The sequence below is a fragment of the Streptomyces sp. NPDC048057 genome, from assembly GCF_040653095.1.
Lineage (GTDB): Bacteria > Actinomycetota > Actinomycetes > Streptomycetales > Streptomycetaceae > Streptomyces.
Genome location: NZ_JBEZNF010000010.1, coordinates 238,461 through 254,862 on the forward strand (window position 1 = coordinate 238,461; position 16,402 = coordinate 254,862).

The window sequence follows — 16,402 nt, forward strand, 5'->3', positions numbered from 1 at the left end:
CTGATGACTGCGCCGGAAGATCAGATGTCGGACCGTCGTGCGCCGCTCCGCGCTCCGCCGGCGTAGGTCCGATCGTCGGTCCGGGCTTGATCCCTTCGGGTGTCGTTGTCCGGCGTGTACGGAGGGCCACGGCCGCGCGGCCCCCGTGCCACCAGGAGACTCGGCGCCATGGCTGCGGAACTGGCGGTGAGGGGCTCGTGATCGTGACGGCGGTCTCGATGCCGGAGGCGAGCAGTGCGCGCGTGCCCTTCGCGGAGGCGCGCCGCAGGCTCGCCGAAGCCCGCTTCCTCCTCGTCGACATCGCCTTGGCGCAGGAGGACGCGAACCGGCCGGACGACGTGGCGGAGCCCGAGCCTGAATCCCTGGCCGCCGCGCTCGGACTGGGGACGGAGGAGATGTCCTGGTTCGGCCGCATGGAGGAACCGGTTCGGGCCGACCTGGTGGGCGGCCTCCTGTGTCTGGTCGTGCCGGTGGTCCACGGCGAGCGGGTCGACCACGTCCACGCGCTGGCCAACGACCGCTTCCTGGTGACCGCGCACCGCGGCCCGGCGTTCCTGGCCGAGCGCATCATGGGACATCTGAAGCGGGAGCGGCCAAAGGATTCCGTGGCCGTCTTCTTCCTGATGCTCCAGGAGGCCCTGGCGACCTTCCGGCAGGCCGCGGTCACTGCGCTGCTGGAGGTGGAGGAGCTGGAGGACGACATGTTCCAGCAGCGGCGCCCCGAACAGGTGTACCGGCTGGCGCAGCTGCGTCGCCGCTCCGCCCTGCTGCACCACTCGCTGCTGCCCTACGTCCACGTGGTCGACGAGGTGATCACCCGCAGGTTGATGGGCCCCGACTTCCCTCCGGAGCGGCAACGGCTCGCCCGGGAGTTCCAGCAGGCGGCCCGCCTCGTCCTCACCGCCATCGAGAGCCTCCAGGACGCCGCGCGCCGGGCGTTCGCCAGCTACTCGTCCCTCGTCGCCGGCGAGCAGAACGGGGTGATCAACCGGTTGGCCATCGTGTCGGTGATCTTTCTGCCGCTGTCGTTCCTGTCCGGTTTCTTCGGAATGAACTTCACCTTCCTGACGGACAAGTTGGAGACCAGGGACGACTTCTGGTTCCTGGCCGTGGGCCTCCAGACGGCCGTGCTGTTCGGCTCCCTCTACGTGTTGCACCGCACCCGCGTCTGGCGCCGGCTGCGGGACGAGGACTGACGCCCCCGCGCCCGCCCGGCCACGCCGTCGGCGCTGCGTACCCTGGGGCCGTGCCCCCACCCTCTTTGCACCGCGTTGCCGTTCTCGTCCTCGAAGGAGCGAAACCCCTGGACGTCGGCATTCCCGCGCAGGTGTTCACGACCCGCGCGAGCATGCCGTACGAGGTACGGGTGTGCGGCGCCGTCCCCGGGCGCGTCGCCGGCGGCGACGGCCTGTCGTACGACGTCGCGCACGGGCTGGAGGCGGTGGCCTGGGCCGACCTCGTCTTCGTGCCCGGCTACCGGTTCCCGGACCGCGAGGACCCGCCGCCCACGGTCGTGGCGGCGCTGATCGCGGCCCACGACCGGGGTGCCCGGCTCGCCGCCATCTCGACCGGGGCCTTCGCACTCGCCGCCACCGGACTGCTCGACGGGCGGCGCGCCACGACGCACTGGCACTACACCCGCGCGCTCGCCGAGAAGTACCCGCGCATCCGGGTCGACGGGAACGTCCTCTTCGTCGACGAGGGCTCCGTGCTGACCTCCGCCGGCGCCGCCTCGGGCATCGACCTGTGTCTGCACGTGCTCCGTCGCGACCTGGGCGTGGCCGCGTCGAACCACGCAGCGCGCCGGCTGGTCGCCGCCCCCTACCGCAGCGGCGGCCAGGCCCAGTACGTGCCGCGCAGCGTGCCCGAGCCGCAGGGGGAGCGGTTCGCCGCGACCCGCGAGTGGGCGCTGCACCGGCTCGGCGAACCGCTGGGCCTCGACGTGCTCGCCCGGCACGCGGCGGTGTCGGCGCGCACGTTCTCGCGGCGCTTCGTCAAGGAGACCGGCTACACCCCGATGCAGTGGGTGATGCGGGCCCGCGTCGACCGGGCGCGGGAGCTGCTGGAGCGCTCGGAGCTGGGCGTGGAGCAGATCGCGGCCGAGGTCGGCCTCGGTACGGGCGCCAATCTGCGGCTGCACTTCCAGCGCGTCCTCGGCACGACGCCGAGCGAGTACCGGCGCACCTTCGCCGGCGGCGAGTAGGTCGCCGGCGGGCCGCGGGCGGGGTGTCGCGATCCTTGCGGATCGTGGCGATCATGCCGCTGTCCCCGGCCCGTGCGGCGCGCGAGCCTGGTGGAGAACCGAAGGGACACCGACATGACTCGCATCGCCATCAACGGATTCGGCCGCATCGGGCGCAACGTGCTGCGCGCCCTGCTGGAGCGGGACAGCGCGCTGGAGGTCGTCGCCGTCAACGACCTCACCGAGCCGACCGCCCTCGCCCGGCTGCTCGCCTTCGACTCGACGTCCGGCCGGCTGGGCCGCCCGGTGACCGTCGACGGCGACGCGCTGGTGGTCGACGGCCGCCGCATCAAGGTGCTCGCGGAGCGCGAGCCGGCGAAGCTGCCGTGGGGCGAACTCGGCGTGGACGTCGTACTGGAGGCCACCGGCCGCTTCACCGCGGCGACGGCCGCCCGCGCCCACCTCGACGCCGGTGCGGCGAAGGTCCTCGTCGGCGCGCCGTCGGACGGCGCCGACGTCACCCTCGCGTACGGCGTCAACACCGACGCGTACGACCCGGCCGCGCACCGGATCGTCTCCAACGCCTCCTGCACGACCAACGCGCTCGCCCCGCTCGCCGCGGTCCTCGACGAACTCGCCGGGATCGAGCACGGGTTCATGACGACGGTGCACGCCTACACCCAGGAGCAGAACCTCCAGGACGGGCCGCACCGCGACCCGCGCCGGGCGCGCGCCGCCGGCGTCAACATCGTGCCGACCACGACCGGCGCGGCCAAGGCGATCGGGCGCGTCCTGCCGAACCTCGACGGCAAGCTGTCGGGCGACTCGATCCGGGTCCCGGTCCCGGTCGGCTCGATCGTCGAGCTGAACACGACGGTGGCCCGCGACGTGACGCGCGAGGAGGTCCTCGCGGCGTACCGCACGGCGGCACAGGGCCCGCTCGCGGGGATCCTGGAGTACTCGGAGGACCCGCTGGTGTCCTCCGACATCACCGGCAACCCGGCCTCCTCGATCTTCGACTCGGCGCTGACCCGGGTCGAGGGCCGCCATGTGAAGGTGGTCGCCTGGTACGACAACGAGTGGGGCTTCTCCCACCGGGTGATCGACACCCTGGAGCTGCTCGCCCGCGGCTGAGCCCGCCCCTCCGCAGCACCGTGAACGCCCCCCGGGACCACCGGCGGCGAGCGGCCGAGAACGGCCGTACGCCGCCGGGCCGGGGGTAAGTTCTTCCCGGCGCGGCTCAAGGTGGTGCGCGGGAGGGAGTCGGCGATGGTGGAGTGGCGATGGCTGGGCCGGGAGGTGCGGCCGGTGCCCGAGCCCTGGGCGACACCGCTCGTCTGGGCCGCCGCGTACGGCGGCGCGTTCGCTCTGGTCGCCCTCCTCGACGCGCTCGGCGTGCTCGACCGGACGGGCCTCGCCCTGGTGGTGCTCTCCCTGATGGCGGCGCTGCTGGGGATGCGCGGCCGGCTGCTCGCCGCCCCTGGGACCGCGGTGTTGTGCTGGGCCTGTCTGAACGTGCTCGGCACCGAGCCGACCGGCGAGATCTCCTGGGCCGGGAACCGGGACCCCGGCTGGATGCTGTGCCTGCTCGCCGCGACCGTCGTGGGGACGGTCGCCGGGCGCGTGCTGCACGCCCGGGCCGCGTACCGCCGGATCACGCCCTACGGCGAGTCCGGCTGACCTTCCGGGGATCGTGCGGGCTTCACCGGCTCCCTTTCGGCCGCCTCGTCCGGCCGCAGGGCGTCGAGGATCAGGTCGAGGCCGAAGGCGAACACGTCGGCGTGGTCGTAGCCGGGCCCCAGCACGTGCTCGGTGGCGAGTTCGGTGAGGTGGGGGTACGCGTCGGCGTCCATCTCCTGCACGATGGCGTCCGCCACCTCCTCCAGCTCCCCCGGGCCGCCGAACGGCAGGCTCAGCTCCTGGATCACGAAGCCGTACACGTAGGCGTCGACGAGCGAGACGGCGTGCGCGGTCATCACCACGGAGAACCCCCCGGTGCGCAGCGTGCCGATGACGGCGTCGTGGTGGCGCAGGGTCGCGGGGCCGGGGCGGCTGCGGGAGTCCATCAGGGCGACGGCCCACGGGTGCCGTAGGAGCACGGCGCGGGCGGAGGCCGCCCGGTGGCGCACGGCGCTCTTCCAGTCCGTGTCGCGCGGCGGTAGCTCGATCTCGGCGAAGACCGCGTCCACCATGCCGTCGAGGACGTCCTCCCGGCCGCCGACGTGGTGGTACAGCGACATCGCCTCGACGCCCAGGGGCTCGGCGACGGCCCGCATGCTGAGTGCGGCCAGGCCCTTCTCGTCGGCCACCGCCATCGCCGTGCGGACCACGCCCTCGCGGCTGAGCGGTGTGCGCGCGGACGCTCGGCGCCGGCCCTTGCCCTGCTGGGGCATCGGTCTCCCTCAGTCGTTCCCGTTGACTGCCTTACATCATAAGACTACCTTGCCTTACACCATAAGGCTGAGGGTGGACGCCCTCGGGAAGGGGCTGCGTCATGGGCACGGACCGCAGGAAGAAGGTCTGCGTCGTCGGGGCTTCGGGGAAGCTCGGGCAGCACATGGTCCGGCACGCGTTGGAACGCGGCTACGAGGTCGTCGGGGTGTGCCGGGAGCGGAGCGTGCCCAAGCTCGCCGCGTTCGAGTCGAGCATCACGGTCGTGCCCGGACCGACGAACGACCCGGAGGTCATCCGGCGCGCGGTGGACGGCTGCGACGGCGTGCTCACGGTGCTGGTGCCCTGGGGCGTGCAGCAGTACTCGTCGGGGACGGCGCAGGCCGTGCTCGACCACGCCGCACCCGACGCGCGCCTGGTCTTCTCCTGCGGCTGGCACATCACGCGCGACGGCAAGGACCACTACTCGCGCACGTTCACCGCGGCGCTGCGGGTCTCGGCCGTGCTGGGCAAGCTCGTACGGGCCGTCGAGATCGACGACCAGGTGGAGGCGTGCCGGCGGGTGTTCGCCAGCGACACCCGCTGGACCGTGGTGCGCGGCAGCACGTTGGAGGAGGGCGAGAGCCAGGGGCTGCCGGTGTGGAGCCAGCACGTGGGCGACCCGGTGCTGGCCAGCAATCTGACGCGCCGGGTGGACTATGCCCTGTTCATGGTGGAGGCGCTCACCGACGAGGCCCTCGTCCAGGAAGCGCCGGCGATCGTCGGCCGACTCACTCCCAGCGCCCTCGCCCACGCCTCCTAGGACCCGTCGAAGAGGTCACCGAGTGGGGACCTTACGAACGGCGGTGTCGTCGGGGGCCACGCGTCGGCCGTCAGCGGAGAGCACTTCGAGGGCGCGCAGGGGCTGCCCCTGCCGGCGGTCGACCAACTGCGAGTGGGGCTCGCCGGGGGCGAAGAAGTGCTCCTCGCCCCACTGCCGCAGCGCGACGACGACGGGGAAGAGCGCCTCGCCCTTCGGGGTGAGCACGTACTCGCGGTAGGCGCTGCCGTCCGACGCGGGGACGGATTCCAGGACGCCGCCGGCGACCAGGGCGCGCAGGCGTGCGGTGAGGATGTTCTTCGCCACCCCGAGGCTGCGCTGGAACTCCCCGAAGCGCCGACTGCCGTCGAAGGCGTCCCGCACGATCAGGAGGGACCACCAGTCGCCGATCGCGTCCACCGACCGGGCGACGGGACATTCACTGTCGTCGAAGCGCGTCCTGGTCACCACGGCGTCCCTCATTCCCATATTGGTTGCAACATGCCACCAGCAAGGTTACCGTCACCACGTGGTGGCATGTTGAAACCAGATGCGCGGGGGTGGCCGATGGCGGGCGAGTGCGAGGTCGTGGCGCGACGATCCGGGGACGAAGAGAGCAAAAGAAGCGGGGAGCGCCAAGAGCACGAGGGCGGGGCGGAGGCCGCGTTCGCTCTCTCCCGGGGCGTCGTCGCGCTGTTCGCCGTCGCCTGCGGCGCCGCGGTGGCCAACGTCTACTTCTCCCAGCCGCTGCTGGTGACCATGGGCCACGACCTCTCGATGAGCCCAGCCCTCGTCGGCAGCGTCGTCACCCTGACGCACGTCGGATACGGGCTGGGGCTCTTCTTCCTCGTCCCGCTGGGCGACATCGTCGACCGCAGACGGCTCGTCGTGGCGCAACTGCTGCTCCTGGTCGCGGCGCTGGCCGTGGTCGCCACCGCCCCGACGGCGGCGGTCCTGCTCGCGGGCATGGCCGCGATGGGGCTCCTCGCCGTGGTCACGCAGACGCTGGTGGCCTTCGCGGCATCGCTGGCGGAGCCCGCCGTGCGCGGTCGGGTCGTCGGCCTCGTCACCGGCGGCGTGGTCATCGGCATCCTGCTGGCCCGCACCGCGTCCGGGCTGATCGCCGATCTCGCGGGCTGGCGCTCGACCTATCTCGCGTCGGCTGCGCTGACCGCGCTGCTCGCCCTGGTCCTGCACCGGGTGCTGCCGCGCCCGAGCCGGACGCCGTCGGCGGCGCTGCGCTACGGGCAGCTCCTGCGCTCCACGGTCGCCTTGTTCGCCCAGGAGCGGCTGCTGCGGCTGCGGGCGCTGTTCGGGCTGCTGGTCTTCGCCGCCTTCAGCACCCTGTGGAGCAGTGTCGCGCTGCCGCTCAGCGAAGCCCCGCACTCCCTGTCGCACAGCGCGATCGGGGCGCTCGGGCTGGTCGGCGTGGTCGGCGCGCTGGCCGCGACCGTCGCGGGCCGGCTGACCGACCGCGGGCACTCCCACCGGACCACCGGCATCGCGCTGGCGCTGCTCGTCGTCTCGTGGCTGCCGCTGGCGTTCACCCGTAGCTCGCTCTGGCCGCTGTTCGTCGGGGTGGTGCTGCTCGACCTCGCCGTGCAGGCGGTGCACGTCACCAATCAGACCCTGATCTACGCACTGCACCCGGCCGCCGGCAGCCGGCTGATCGGCGGCTACATGGTCTGCTACGCGATCGGCAGCGCCACCGGTGCCATCGCCGCGACGTCCCTCTACACGGCGGCCGGCTGGGGCGCGGTGTGCGTGCTGGGCGCCGCGTTCAGCGGCCTCGGTCTCGCGCTGTGGGCGTTCGCACGGCCGGGCGCGGGGCCGCGGTCGGCTACTGCTCGGGGAGTTCGGCGCGCACCCGGCGGGAGGGGGTGAAGGCGTAGAGGTCGAGGACGGCGGGCGGGTCGGCGAGGCCGGGCCCGCCGTCCTCGATCCACGCCCTGATGTCGCCGGTGGCGTCCGCGTCGTTGACGAGGCCGAGCCACACCGGCCGGCCGCCGGCCCTGCGGCCCTCGGCGGAGGGTTGGACGACGATCACGTTGGCCTGGTCGCAGGCGTCGATGCAGTCGGTGACCCGTACGGTCGCCCGGCCCGCCAACTCCGTCCGCAGCTCCCGCAATTGGGCCGCGTGGTCGAGCCCGGCTATTTTCGGGCTGCCGCAACAGCAACCCCGGCACACGGTGACGGTGGGACGCACCGCCCCCTGCGCGGGCGCGGCGCGGCGCGAGCGCTTGCTCACACGTCTCTCCTCGGCAGTTCGTCGGGCGCCGCGAGCTCAAGGCGCGGACCGGTGGTCCAGCGATGATCGTATGACCTGCGCGTCCGGCACGACACCACGCCTCGGACGCCACCGTCCGCCGCGCGGCGGAAACTGATCGCTCCCGCCCGCCGATCGGCTCGCCCGGGCCTTCCTCGACGGCGTGTTTGCGTCACCTTCCCCCTCAATGGGTGACGTTGGTCCTCAACGGGCCGCCGCCGCCCTACACTTCTACACGCATGTAGAAGATGCGCGGGCGGGCCGTCGCACGCCCCGACGTCGACGGCGACACCGACCCGCACCGTCCCTCCCTACCACCGGGCATCCCGGAACAGAACGACGAAGGAGTGAACGCCTGATGGTGTTCAAAAGGCTGCTTGGCTCGCTCGGCGTGGGCGGACCCACGGTGGACACGGTCCTCCATCCGGGCGCGGTGCTGCCCGGCGCCATCGTGACCGGACAGGTCGAACTGAAGGGCGGCGACGCCGACTTCGACATTGACCAGGTCTCCCTCGAACTCCTCGCCCGCGTCGAGGTCGAGCACGACGAAGGGGAGAGCGAAGGTACGGTCGCCTTCGACCGCTTCACCGTCGGCGGCGGCTTCCGGCTGGCCGCCGGCGAGCACCGCAGCGTCCCCTTCGGCCTCACCGTGCCGTGGGAGACCCCGATCACGGAGCTGTACGGGCAGCCGCTCGGCATCGTGCTGGGGGTGCGCACCGAGCTGGCGGTGTCCGGCACCAAGGACAAGGGCGACCTCGACCAGCTCATGGTGCGCCCGCTGCCGGCGCAGGAGGCCGTGCTGGAGGCCCTCGGCCAGCTCGGCTTCGGCTTCCGCTCCGCCGACCTCGAATACGGCCGCATCGGCGGCACCGGGCAGCGCCTGCCCTTCTACCAGGAGATCGAGCTCACGCCCGCACCGCAGTACGCCCACGCCATGCGGGAGTTGGAGGTGACCTTCCTGGCCAACCCCGGCGGCATGGAGGTCGTCCTGGAGGCCGACAAGCCCGGCGGCTTCTACTCGGCCGGCCACGACGCGATCAACCGGCACGTCGTCAGCCACGACGGCGTGCCCCACCGCGACTGGAAGGAGGTCGTCGACGCCTGGCTGCGGCAGTTGCTCGCCACGCACGGCCACCACACCGTTCCTGCGCCGTACGAGCACGGCGCCTCGTACGCGAGCCACGGCGGGCACGACTCCCACGGCTCGCACGACGGACATCACGACGGGCACGGCGGGCACCGGCGCTCCGGCCCCAGCACCGGCACCGTGGTCGCCGCGGGCGCTGCCGGCCTCGCGGTCGGCGTCGCCGGCGGCCTCGTCGCGGCCGAAGTCGTCGACGAGGTCGGCGACTTCATGGAAGGCGAGGAGGAGTAGGGCTCCAGCAGGTGAATCCCCCCACCCGGCCGCCCGTCCCGTGTAGGGCGCCCGCGCGACCCACCCGTACGACCCTCTTCGTACGCGTCAGGAACCGCGGCTGACCCACCGGCCGAAGAAGAAGGGGTGCTGGCGACGGCCCAGCACCCCGCCCAGCACACGGGCCCCTCACATCGGGGTTGCCGCGCGCAGGATCAGGAAGAGCGTGACGGCGGAGTTCGCCGAGGACAGCGCCGATGCGGTGGTGCCCGCGGCGGCACCCCACGTGGCCAGGCCCACCGTGGTGAAGACCGACGGCCAGACCCCGCCTGCCGGGGCCGGCCCCAGCAGGGCGGCGACCCGGCGCGGCACCGGCCCCGCCACCGCGAAGCCCGCGAGCGCCGCATCCGGCCCGCCGCGCGAGATCAACGCGGACCTGCCGATCGCCAGCGCCACCGTCCGCCGGCTGCCGACGGCGGTGGCCGCCTCCTCGTCCGCCCACCGCTCCGTCGTGTACGTCACGGTCGTCAGCAGCGGGCGCAGGAACGGATTGGCGCGCGCCGCGAGTTGCACCGTCAGCACGAAGCGGTGGTGACGGCGCGCCAGATGGGCCCGCTCGTGGGCGAACAGGGCCCGTCGCTCGGCCGCGGTCAGCCCGGCGAGCATTCCGGTGGTGACGACGATCCGACCGCGCCCGCCGGGCAGGGCGTAGGCGTACGGCACGGTGTCGTCCAGTACCGCGACCGACGTGGCGGGCAGCCCTTGCAGGGCGCGCCGGGCCCGGCTGCGCACCCGGCGGTGGTGCCACGCCGTCCGGCCGCACGCCGCGAGCACGGCGATCAGCGCGGGGATCGCGACCCGGCCCGCGACCTCGTCGTAGGGCACCGCCGCGCGCACCTCGGGGTCGGACCAGCCGTCGGGGAGCGGATTGCCGGGCAGCTGCGCCGTGCCGACCACCATCAGCAGCGCCAGGCACAGCGTGCTGCACACCGCGAGCACCCCGGCGACCGCCGACAGCAGCCAGGTCGCGGACCTCGGGTGCAGATGCTGCTCGGCGAGGCGGGCGATCGGCCACGCCGTCAGGGGCAGCACCAGCGGCAGGAAGACGAAGACCCCCATGACGCCCCTATCCCTCGGGTTGCGCTTCCCCGGCACGCTCCAACAGCGCCCGCAGCACCTGCTCGTCACCGGGCGCCAGCCCGGTGACGAACCGGGCCAGCACCGCCTCCCGGTCGCTCTCCCCGTCCAGCACGCGCCGCATCCGCAGCGCCGCGAGCCCCGCCTCGTCCGCGGCCGGGGTCCACACGAAGGACCGGCCCGACTTCTCCCGCGTCACCGCCCCCTTGGCGAGCAGCCGGGTGAGGATGGTGATCACCGTGGTGTAGGCGAGGGACCCGCCCAGCCGTTCCTGCACCCACGCCGTGCCCTGCGGGCCCGGCGCCTCCTGAAGCACCGCCAGCACCTCGGCCTCCAGCTCGCCCTGACCGCGTCGCCGCGGACGCTCCTGCTCCCCCACCTCGTCTCCCTCCGGCCGCGCCCCGCGCACCGGCGGGACCCCTCATCGTAGTCAGCCGTCCACCCGAGCGGTGGACGGCTGACCACGGTCCGGCGTTCGAGCCGCCGGAGGGCGTTCCCCGTCGGTTACCTGCCGAGGTACGCGTCGTACACGGTCACGCTCGCCTTGCCGCCGTGCCGGTCGGCGACCTGGCCCCGCAGCGCCAGGGACTTGCCCTTCGCGGGGCTCTCGATCGTGACCTTGCCCTTCTTCACGGGCACCTGCTTCCAGGTGGTGCCGCCGTCGTACGACACGGACACGGCGAGGGACTTCAGGCCGGAGCCGGCCGCCGGTCCCTGGACGGTCACCGGGAAGGTCGTCGTACGGCCCGCGGGGACGGTGCCGTCGAGGGCGACCTTGGCGTCGAAGCGAACGGTGGAGAGCGGGATCCGGACGGGCTCGCCCGCCGGCGGCCGGGCGCTGCGGAAGGTCCAGGAGCCGTCGATGCGGGTGCCGACCGCGGAGACGGACGGGGCGCGCCGCACCGAGGTCGTCAGGGTGTACTCGGCGTCGTCCGCGCCGACAGCGAATCCGGCCATGCCGTCCAGCGGATTCGTGTTCTCCTCGATCTTGGTGCTGCCCTGGTGGAGCACGGTCCGCGCCGAGGAGTGCACGGATCCGCCGATGTTGCCCCTGCCGTCGGAGAAGAGCGGCACGGAGCCGATGAGGACGTCCTCGCTCCTGGTGACGCCGGCCATCTCGTGCATCAGCGGGGAGTGGACGGCGGTGCCGAAGGTCACGCGGTGGCTGCCGCCCGGGCGGTGGTCGCGCACCGGCGAGGTGTGGTCGGTCTCTTCGAACCCGTCGGCGTCGAGTTGCGCCATCCGCAGGGACCAGGTGTTGGTCTTCCCGGCCGTGGCCAGGTGGTGGGTCCGGGTGCCGGGCAGGTCGAACGGGGACACGGAGTCGAAGAAGTGACCGTCGACGGTGCTCACCGCCGTGGAGAGCGCCTTCTTGCCCGGCACCGAGGTGCCCGCGGTCGCGGAGACCTTCGCGAAGTCGGCGGACGTGAACGCCGTGGTGTGCCCGGTGGAGAGCCGTTCGACCCGCCCGCCCGCGGCGCCGTTGTACTGGGTCGAGGCGCCTCGTTCCCACTGGGCGAGGAAGGAATCCGTGAGCGTGGCGCCGGTGGGCCGCTCGGGGCCGAGTTGCGCCGTGCGCAGGCCGTCGAAGGAGCCGAAGATCCGGAAGGTTCTGTAGGGCTCCGCGCCGGTGTCGACGGAGAGCGAGCGGTAGGCGCCGGTCATCGCGGCCCTGCTGTCCGGGATGCTCATCCGCACGGGCTTGGCGAGCCGGGCGTCGACCTCGACGGTGGTGTTCTTCGTCAGCGCCAGCTTGGGGTGGGTCAGCCAGTCCGACGACTCGCCCGCGGGGGACGGGACGGAACGCTTCGCGTCCAGGACGTAGTCGCCCTTCGGCAGCCGGTACGTCGCGGTGCTCTTGCCCTCGGCGGAGAAGCTGGGGACGTGCTCCACGCCGGAGAGTTGGGTGATGCGGCTGACGAAGTCGCCGCTGGGATTCCCGTCCGAGCCGGTGTGGTTGAGCGTCAGGTCGTACGACTCGACCTCGCGGTCCACCGCGGCCGTGGTGCGCACGTTCTGGCCACCGCCGGTCGCGACGACGGACGCGGAGTAGGCGCCGTCGTTGGAGCCGCCGATCCGGGTGTCCACCGTCACGGGGACGGCAGCGGTGCCGCCGGCGGGCACGGTGACCCGGTCGACGCCCAGGGCGAAGAAGCCGGCCGGGGCGGGCCCGCCCTTCGGGTCGAAGCCGCGGACCGTCAGGTCCAGCGCGACGTCCCGGTCCCCGAGGTTGCGGTAGGTGATCTCCTTGGTGAGGGGCCGGTCGTCGGTGTGCGGCCACTGCTGCCGACCGAAGGTGACGGTGGGCTCGTCGGCGACCACGGTCTGCGTCAGGGCGGCGTCGACGGCGAGCCGGCCGGTGCCCTGCCGGAAGACGCCGTGGCCGCCGTCCTTGGCGGAGGCGGTGAGCACGGACTTGATGCGCTCGCCCGTCCAGGTGGGATTGCGCTGCTTGAGCAGGGCGGCGGCGCCCGCGGCGTGCGGTGCGGCCATGGAGGTGCCGGAGAGGGTGACGTAGCCGGGCGGGTTCTCGCCGTGCTGCTGCGCTGCGGCGCTGCCGGGGGCCGAGGCCGCGGTGATGTCCATGCCGGGCGCGGTGACGTCCGGCTTGACCGCGCCGTCACCGCGCCTCGGCCCGGCCGAGGAGCGATCGTCCACCTTGTCGGTGTCGTCCACGGCCCCGACGGTGAGGGCCGCGTCCGCGCTGCCCGGGGAGTCGATCGAACGGGGGGACGGTCCGCTGTTGCCGGCGGCGACGGCGAACAGGACGCCCTTCTCCTTGGTCAGCTTGTTGACCAGGGCCTCCAACGGGTCCAGTTCGGGGGTGTCGGCGCTGCCGAGGCTCATGTTGACGATGTCCGCGCCCTGCGCCACGGCCCAGTCCATGCCGGCGAGGATCTGCGAGTCGGTGCCTCTGCCGAAGTCGTTGAGCACCTTGGCGTTCAGGACTTTCGCGCCGGGCGCGACGCCCTTGTGCGCACCGCCCGAGCGGGCGCCGGTGCCCGCGGCGATCGAGGCGACGTGGGTGCCGTGCCCGTCGCGGTCCTTGGCATCGGGCGAGTCGGAGAAGTTGTGCGCCCCGACGACCCTGCCCTTCAGGTCTTCGTGGGTCTCGTCCACACCGGTGTCGACGACGGCGATGGTGACGCCCGTCCCGTCGTACCCGGCCTGCCACGCCGTGGGGGTACCGATCTGGGCCGTGCTCTTGTCGAGCGAGGCGGTGCGCACCGCGTCCAACCAGACGCGCTCGACGCCCGGGACGGCCCGCGCCGTACGGGCGTCAGCCGCCCCGGCGGTACGGGTGAGGGCGTCCCACAGCGCTCCCGGATTCCGCTCCGGGACGGTCACGGCGTCCGCGTTCAGCGACGGCAGCGTCCGCCGCACCTCCGCGTCACCGCGCACCTCCGCCCGGGCGGCGGCCCCTGAGGCGCCCTTGTACGCGACGATCGCCTTGAGGCCCTTGTCGTAGGACCGCAGGCTCTCGGGCGTGCTGAGTCCGGTGACGTCGAAGAGGCGGCGGTCGAGGACGCCCCGGGCGAGGAGCCGTTCGGCATCGGCGGGGACGACGTAGGTACGGCCCTTCTCGGTCCAACTGTGCACGGGTATCTTGTGCCGGCCCTCGGCCCGGTCGACCGTGACGGCCTTGCCCCGGGCGTCCACACCGACGCGGTCCCCGGTGATCAGGGTGACCCACCGGAGCCCGGCGGCGGTGCGCTCGGTCTCCCCTGCGGGGGTGTTCGCGCCGGTGGTGGCGGAGGACGTCGTGGTGGTCAGTCCGGCGACGAGCGCCGTGGCCGTGAGGACCGCGGCGGCGGTCCCCGCGCCACGGCCCTGACGTTTGCTGGAGAACAAGTGGCTCCCTGCTCGGCGGGGTGGTCGACGTGCTGCCGAGGGGTGGCCCCGCTTCCCACTCCCGAAGAGTGAGAGTGATCATCGGGAGTCGGCGTTGTCGCCACGTGACGCGATGGCTGAATCTCGTCCCTCCAGAACCGGTTGCCACGTCCCCCGCGATCGCCACGGGGACGAGCACCGCTACTCGGCGGGCACCCACACGGTGCCGCGGGCCTCGTACTCCAACATCGCCTCGACACCGATCGCCGCGTCGGCGCCGAGTTCGCGTCGCACCAGCCAGAGGGCGAGTTCAAGACCGGAGGTGATGCCGCCCGCGGTCACCAGGTCCCCGTCGTCCACCACCCGGGCGTCCTTGAGCACGCCGCCCTGACGCTCCAGGTCGGCCCGGGCCCGGTGGTGCGTGGTGCAGGGGCGGCCCTTGGTCAGCCCGGCGGCGGACAGCAGCATGGTGCCGGTGCAGACCGCGGCGACGGTCAGTCCCCGGCGTGCGGCCGAGGCCAGGGCGCGCGGCAGGACGCCGCGCCGGATCTCCGCCCACACTCCGGGGCTGTCGCGGCGCGCGTAGCCGCCGCCGGGCACCACCAGGACGTCCGCGGCCCGGGGCGACCAGCCGTGCGCGACGCTCAGCTGCGTCCCGTAGGCGGCGCGGAACGTGCCGGGCCCGGTGGCGCTGACGTAGCGGACGTCGACCTGACGGTCCGTGAAGAACCCGGCTGCGGCGAACACCTCGAAGGGCGCGGCGAAGTCGAGTTCCTCCACTCCCTCGAACATCACGACCTGCACCCGCAGCGGCCCGGAGCGCGCCCGCCCGTCCGACGGCGTCGCCCGGGCGGCGGTGGCGAGCCCCGTCACCGCCCCCGCGACCCCGAGGGCGGTGGAAGCTTGGAGCACGTGTCTGCGGTCCATGGGCTCTCCTGTTCGTCCGCGACGGCACGCCGTCGCACGGTGGGGGGTCACGCACAGGAGTCGTGGGGGCGGGGGTGGAAGTTCCCGACGGCGGGCGGCAGCCCTACGGTCGGTTCTGTTGGGACAGGACGAGCCTGACGTTCCGCAGGCGCGCCTCCATGTTCGTGTGGGCGGCCCGCGCGGCGAAGCGCGGGCCGGCGCCCGCGGGCTGCCGGGGGGTGGGATGCGGCCAGGCGTGGGGCGGCCCGAAGCCGGGATGCCCCGGGTGCGGCGGGGGATGCTGCTGGGGGTACGACGGTGGATACGGCTGGTGGTACGGCCCCGGATGCGGCGGGGGCATCGGCGGGACGGCCGGGGGCGTCAGGGCCGGCCCCTGCGGCGGAAGACCGGTCATCGCCGTCGCCTGCGCCTCCGCCACGAGGACGTCCTCCAGCGCCGGACCGAAACCGAGCCCCACCGCGTACGCGTCCGCCCGGAACTCCTCCCGCCGGTGCAGCCAGGCGATCAGCAGCGGTCCGACCGCCACCAGGAGGACGAGCAACCACATCCCTTCCATGAAGGAGAAGAAGAAGAGGAACTGGACGAGCACCAGGGAGAGGCAGCCGCCGCAGGCGACGCCGAAGCAGTTCTTCGACTGGAACAGGAGGGTCAGGAAGGCGAAGATCGCGCGTCCCGCCGTCCGGGCCGGCAGGGCGTACCAGTCGGCCAGCATCGACGCCCAGGTGTGGCCGCCCACGTGGTGGCCGAGTTCGTGCGCGAGGACCGCCGCGAGGCGGGAGTTGGGGAGCCACTCCATGGCGTGCCGGGTGACGGCGACGACGTGCCCGGCCGCGGCGGTCGCGTTCAGTTCGGGGCGTTCCTGGATCCACAGTTCGTAGGTCTCCCGATCCACCCCCGCGCGCCGGGTCACCTGCTCCCAGACCACGTCCAGGCGTTCGGCCTCCTGCGGGGTGGGCCTGCGCATGCCGAGCAGGCGCCGGGCGATGGCCGCCTCCACGCTCCGGTTGAAGACCAGCGGTCCGGACAGCAGCCAGGCGACCGCGCCGATCACCCCGAAGACCGGGTTGACCAGGGCGCACACGAAGGCCACGACGGCGAGGCTGACCAGCCCCGTCGGCACGGTCACCAACAGGTGCGAGAGCGCGGCCCCGTCGACGCCCCGCTGGACCGCCTTCACCATCCGACGCCCCTGGTCCAGCGCCAGGTCGTCGTGGTCGACGGCGGTCCCGAAGCCCGGCGCCACGGGAACGGCGGGCGGCAGGGGCGGAGGCGGGGGTATGGGTTGGGGTACGAGGGGCTGGGTTACGGGCGGCTCCTCGGCCAGGTGGACGGGGGCGTCCTCGCCCGGGTACGGAGGCAGCTCCTCATCGGGGTGGACGGGCGCGGACGCGACTTCCTCACCGGGATACGGCGGCGGCCCCTCATCGGGGTGGACGGGCGCGGACGCGACTTCCTCACCGGGATACGGCGGCGGCCCCTCATCGGGGTGGACGGGCGCGGACGCGACTTCCTCAC

Annotated in this window: 15 protein-coding genes; 7 read left to right on the top strand and 8 right to left on the bottom strand. The window is 73.3% G+C overall.

Going from position 1 to position 16,402, the window contains the following annotated elements:
* The first annotated feature begins 203 nt into the window (after positions 1 to 203).
* From AB0E05_RS14530 to AB0E05_RS14545, 4 genes are all read left to right on the top strand, one after another.
* A complete protein-coding gene (locus tag AB0E05_RS14530; RefSeq protein ID WP_361963004.1) occupies positions 204 to 1,196 on the top strand; it encodes a CorA family divalent cation transporter in 993 nt (330 codons plus the stop codon).
* 50 nt (positions 1,197 to 1,246) lie between these two features.
* Positions 1,247 to 2,203 carry a helix-turn-helix domain-containing protein gene (locus AB0E05_RS14535; protein ID WP_361963006.1) on the top strand — a complete coding sequence of 319 codons (957 nt, stop codon included), beginning with the start codon at positions 1,247 to 1,249 and terminating at the stop codon, positions 2,201 to 2,203.
* A 114-nt stretch (positions 2,204 to 2,317) separates the two neighbouring features.
* Positions 2,318 to 3,316: a type I glyceraldehyde-3-phosphate dehydrogenase gene (gap, locus tag AB0E05_RS14540; RefSeq protein ID WP_361963008.1), complete on the top strand. Its 999-nt coding sequence runs from the start codon at positions 2,318 to 2,320 to the stop codon at positions 3,314 to 3,316.
* Between the two features lie 135 nt (positions 3,317 to 3,451).
* The gene (locus AB0E05_RS14545) at positions 3,452 to 3,862 is read left to right on the top strand and encodes a hypothetical protein (protein WP_361963011.1); all 411 of its coding nucleotides are present in this window, start codon (positions 3,452 to 3,454) and stop codon (positions 3,860 to 3,862) included.
* Here the strand turns inward: AB0E05_RS14545 and AB0E05_RS14550 are convergent.
* Positions 3,844 to 4,575 carry a TetR/AcrR family transcriptional regulator gene (locus tag AB0E05_RS14550; RefSeq protein WP_361963013.1) on the bottom strand — a complete coding sequence of 244 codons (732 nt, stop codon included), beginning with the start codon at positions 4,573 to 4,575 and terminating at the stop codon, positions 3,844 to 3,846. The two genes, AB0E05_RS14545 and AB0E05_RS14550, sit on opposite strands and share 19 nt — an antisense overlap.
* A 101-nt stretch (positions 4,576 to 4,676) precedes the next feature.
* Here AB0E05_RS14550 and AB0E05_RS14555 point away from each other — a divergent pair, with 101 nt between their 5' ends.
* Positions 4,677 to 5,375, top strand: coding sequence for an NAD(P)H-binding protein (locus AB0E05_RS14555; RefSeq protein WP_361963015.1), 699 nt, complete (start codon positions 4,677 to 4,679; stop codon positions 5,373 to 5,375).
* 15 nt (positions 5,376 to 5,390) lie between these two features.
* Here the strand turns inward: AB0E05_RS14555 and AB0E05_RS14560 are convergent, their stop codons facing one another.
* The gene (locus AB0E05_RS14560) at positions 5,391 to 5,843 is read right to left on the bottom strand and encodes a helix-turn-helix domain-containing protein (RefSeq protein ID WP_361963017.1); all 453 of its coding nucleotides are present in this window, start codon (positions 5,841 to 5,843) and stop codon (positions 5,391 to 5,393) included.
* 66 nt (positions 5,844 to 5,909) lie between these two features.
* Here AB0E05_RS14560 and AB0E05_RS14565 point away from each other — a divergent pair, with 66 nt between their 5' ends.
* Positions 5,910 to 7,256: an MFS transporter gene (locus tag AB0E05_RS14565; RefSeq protein WP_361963019.1), complete on the top strand. Its 1,347-nt coding sequence runs from the start codon at positions 5,910 to 5,912 to the stop codon at positions 7,254 to 7,256.
* On the opposite strand, the gene AB0E05_RS14570 is transcribed toward AB0E05_RS14565, so the two are convergent.
* Positions 7,213 to 7,620, bottom strand: coding sequence for a (2Fe-2S) ferredoxin domain-containing protein (locus AB0E05_RS14570; RefSeq protein WP_361963021.1), 408 nt, complete (start codon positions 7,618 to 7,620; stop codon positions 7,213 to 7,215). The two genes, AB0E05_RS14565 and AB0E05_RS14570, sit on opposite strands and share 44 nt — an antisense overlap.
* A 376-nt stretch (positions 7,621 to 7,996) precedes the next feature.
* On the opposite strand from AB0E05_RS14570, the gene AB0E05_RS14575 reads away from it, so the two are divergent.
* Positions 7,997 to 9,013, top strand: coding sequence for a sporulation protein (locus tag AB0E05_RS14575; RefSeq protein WP_361963023.1), 1,017 nt, complete (start codon positions 7,997 to 7,999; stop codon positions 9,011 to 9,013).
* 168 nt (positions 9,014 to 9,181) lie between these two features.
* Here the strand turns inward: AB0E05_RS14575 and AB0E05_RS14580 are convergent, their stop codons facing one another.
* The 5 genes from AB0E05_RS14580 to AB0E05_RS14600 form a co-directional block, all read right to left on the bottom strand.
* The gene (locus AB0E05_RS14580; protein WP_361963029.1) at positions 9,182 to 10,111 is read right to left on the bottom strand and encodes a M56 family metallopeptidase; all 930 of its coding nucleotides are present in this window, start codon (positions 10,109 to 10,111) and stop codon (positions 9,182 to 9,184) included.
* A 7-nt stretch (positions 10,112 to 10,118) separates the two neighbouring features.
* Entirely contained in the window at positions 10,119 to 10,508 is a 390-nt protein-coding gene (locus tag AB0E05_RS14585; protein WP_361963031.1) for a BlaI/MecI/CopY family transcriptional regulator, read from the bottom strand.
* A 125-nt stretch (positions 10,509 to 10,633) separates the two neighbouring features.
* A complete protein-coding gene (locus tag AB0E05_RS14590; RefSeq protein WP_361963033.1) occupies positions 10,634 to 13,981 on the bottom strand; it encodes a S8 family serine peptidase in 3,348 nt (1,115 codons plus the stop codon).
* Positions 13,982 to 14,161: 180 nt separating this feature from the next.
* Positions 14,162 to 14,887 carry a DJ-1/PfpI family protein gene (locus tag AB0E05_RS14595; RefSeq protein WP_361963035.1) on the bottom strand — a complete coding sequence of 242 codons (726 nt, stop codon included), beginning with the start codon at positions 14,885 to 14,887 and terminating at the stop codon, positions 14,162 to 14,164.
* Positions 14,888 to 14,990: 103 nt separating this feature from the next.
* A partial coding sequence (locus AB0E05_RS14600) for a M48 family metalloprotease (RefSeq protein WP_361963037.1) occupies positions 14,991 to 16,402 on the bottom strand: 1,412 nt, incomplete at its 5' end.

Coding starts and splice junctions, on each gene's coding strand:
- AB0E05_RS14555 (WP_361963015.1), top strand. CDS start 4,677: ATGGGCACGGACCGCAGGAAGAAGGTCTGCGTCGTCGGGGCTTCGGGG.
- AB0E05_RS14580 (WP_361963029.1), bottom strand. CDS start 10,111: ATGGGGGTCTTCGTCTTCCTGCCGCTGGTGCTGCCCCTGACGGCGTGG.
- AB0E05_RS14575 (WP_361963023.1), top strand. CDS start 7,997: ATGGTGTTCAAAAGGCTGCTTGGCTCGCTCGGCGTGGGCGGACCCACG.
- gap (WP_361963008.1), top strand. CDS start 2,318: ATGACTCGCATCGCCATCAACGGATTCGGCCGCATCGGGCGCAACGTG.
- AB0E05_RS14550 (WP_361963013.1), bottom strand. CDS start 4,575: ATGCCCCAGCAGGGCAAGGGCCGGCGCCGAGCGTCCGCGCGCACACCG.
- AB0E05_RS14565 (WP_361963019.1), top strand. CDS start 5,910: ATGTTGAAACCAGATGCGCGGGGGTGGCCGATGGCGGGCGAGTGCGAG.
- AB0E05_RS14595 (WP_361963035.1), bottom strand. CDS start 14,887: ATGGACCGCAGACACGTGCTCCAAGCTTCCACCGCCCTCGGGGTCGCG.
- AB0E05_RS14545 (WP_361963011.1), top strand. CDS start 3,452: ATGGTGGAGTGGCGATGGCTGGGCCGGGAGGTGCGGCCGGTGCCCGAG.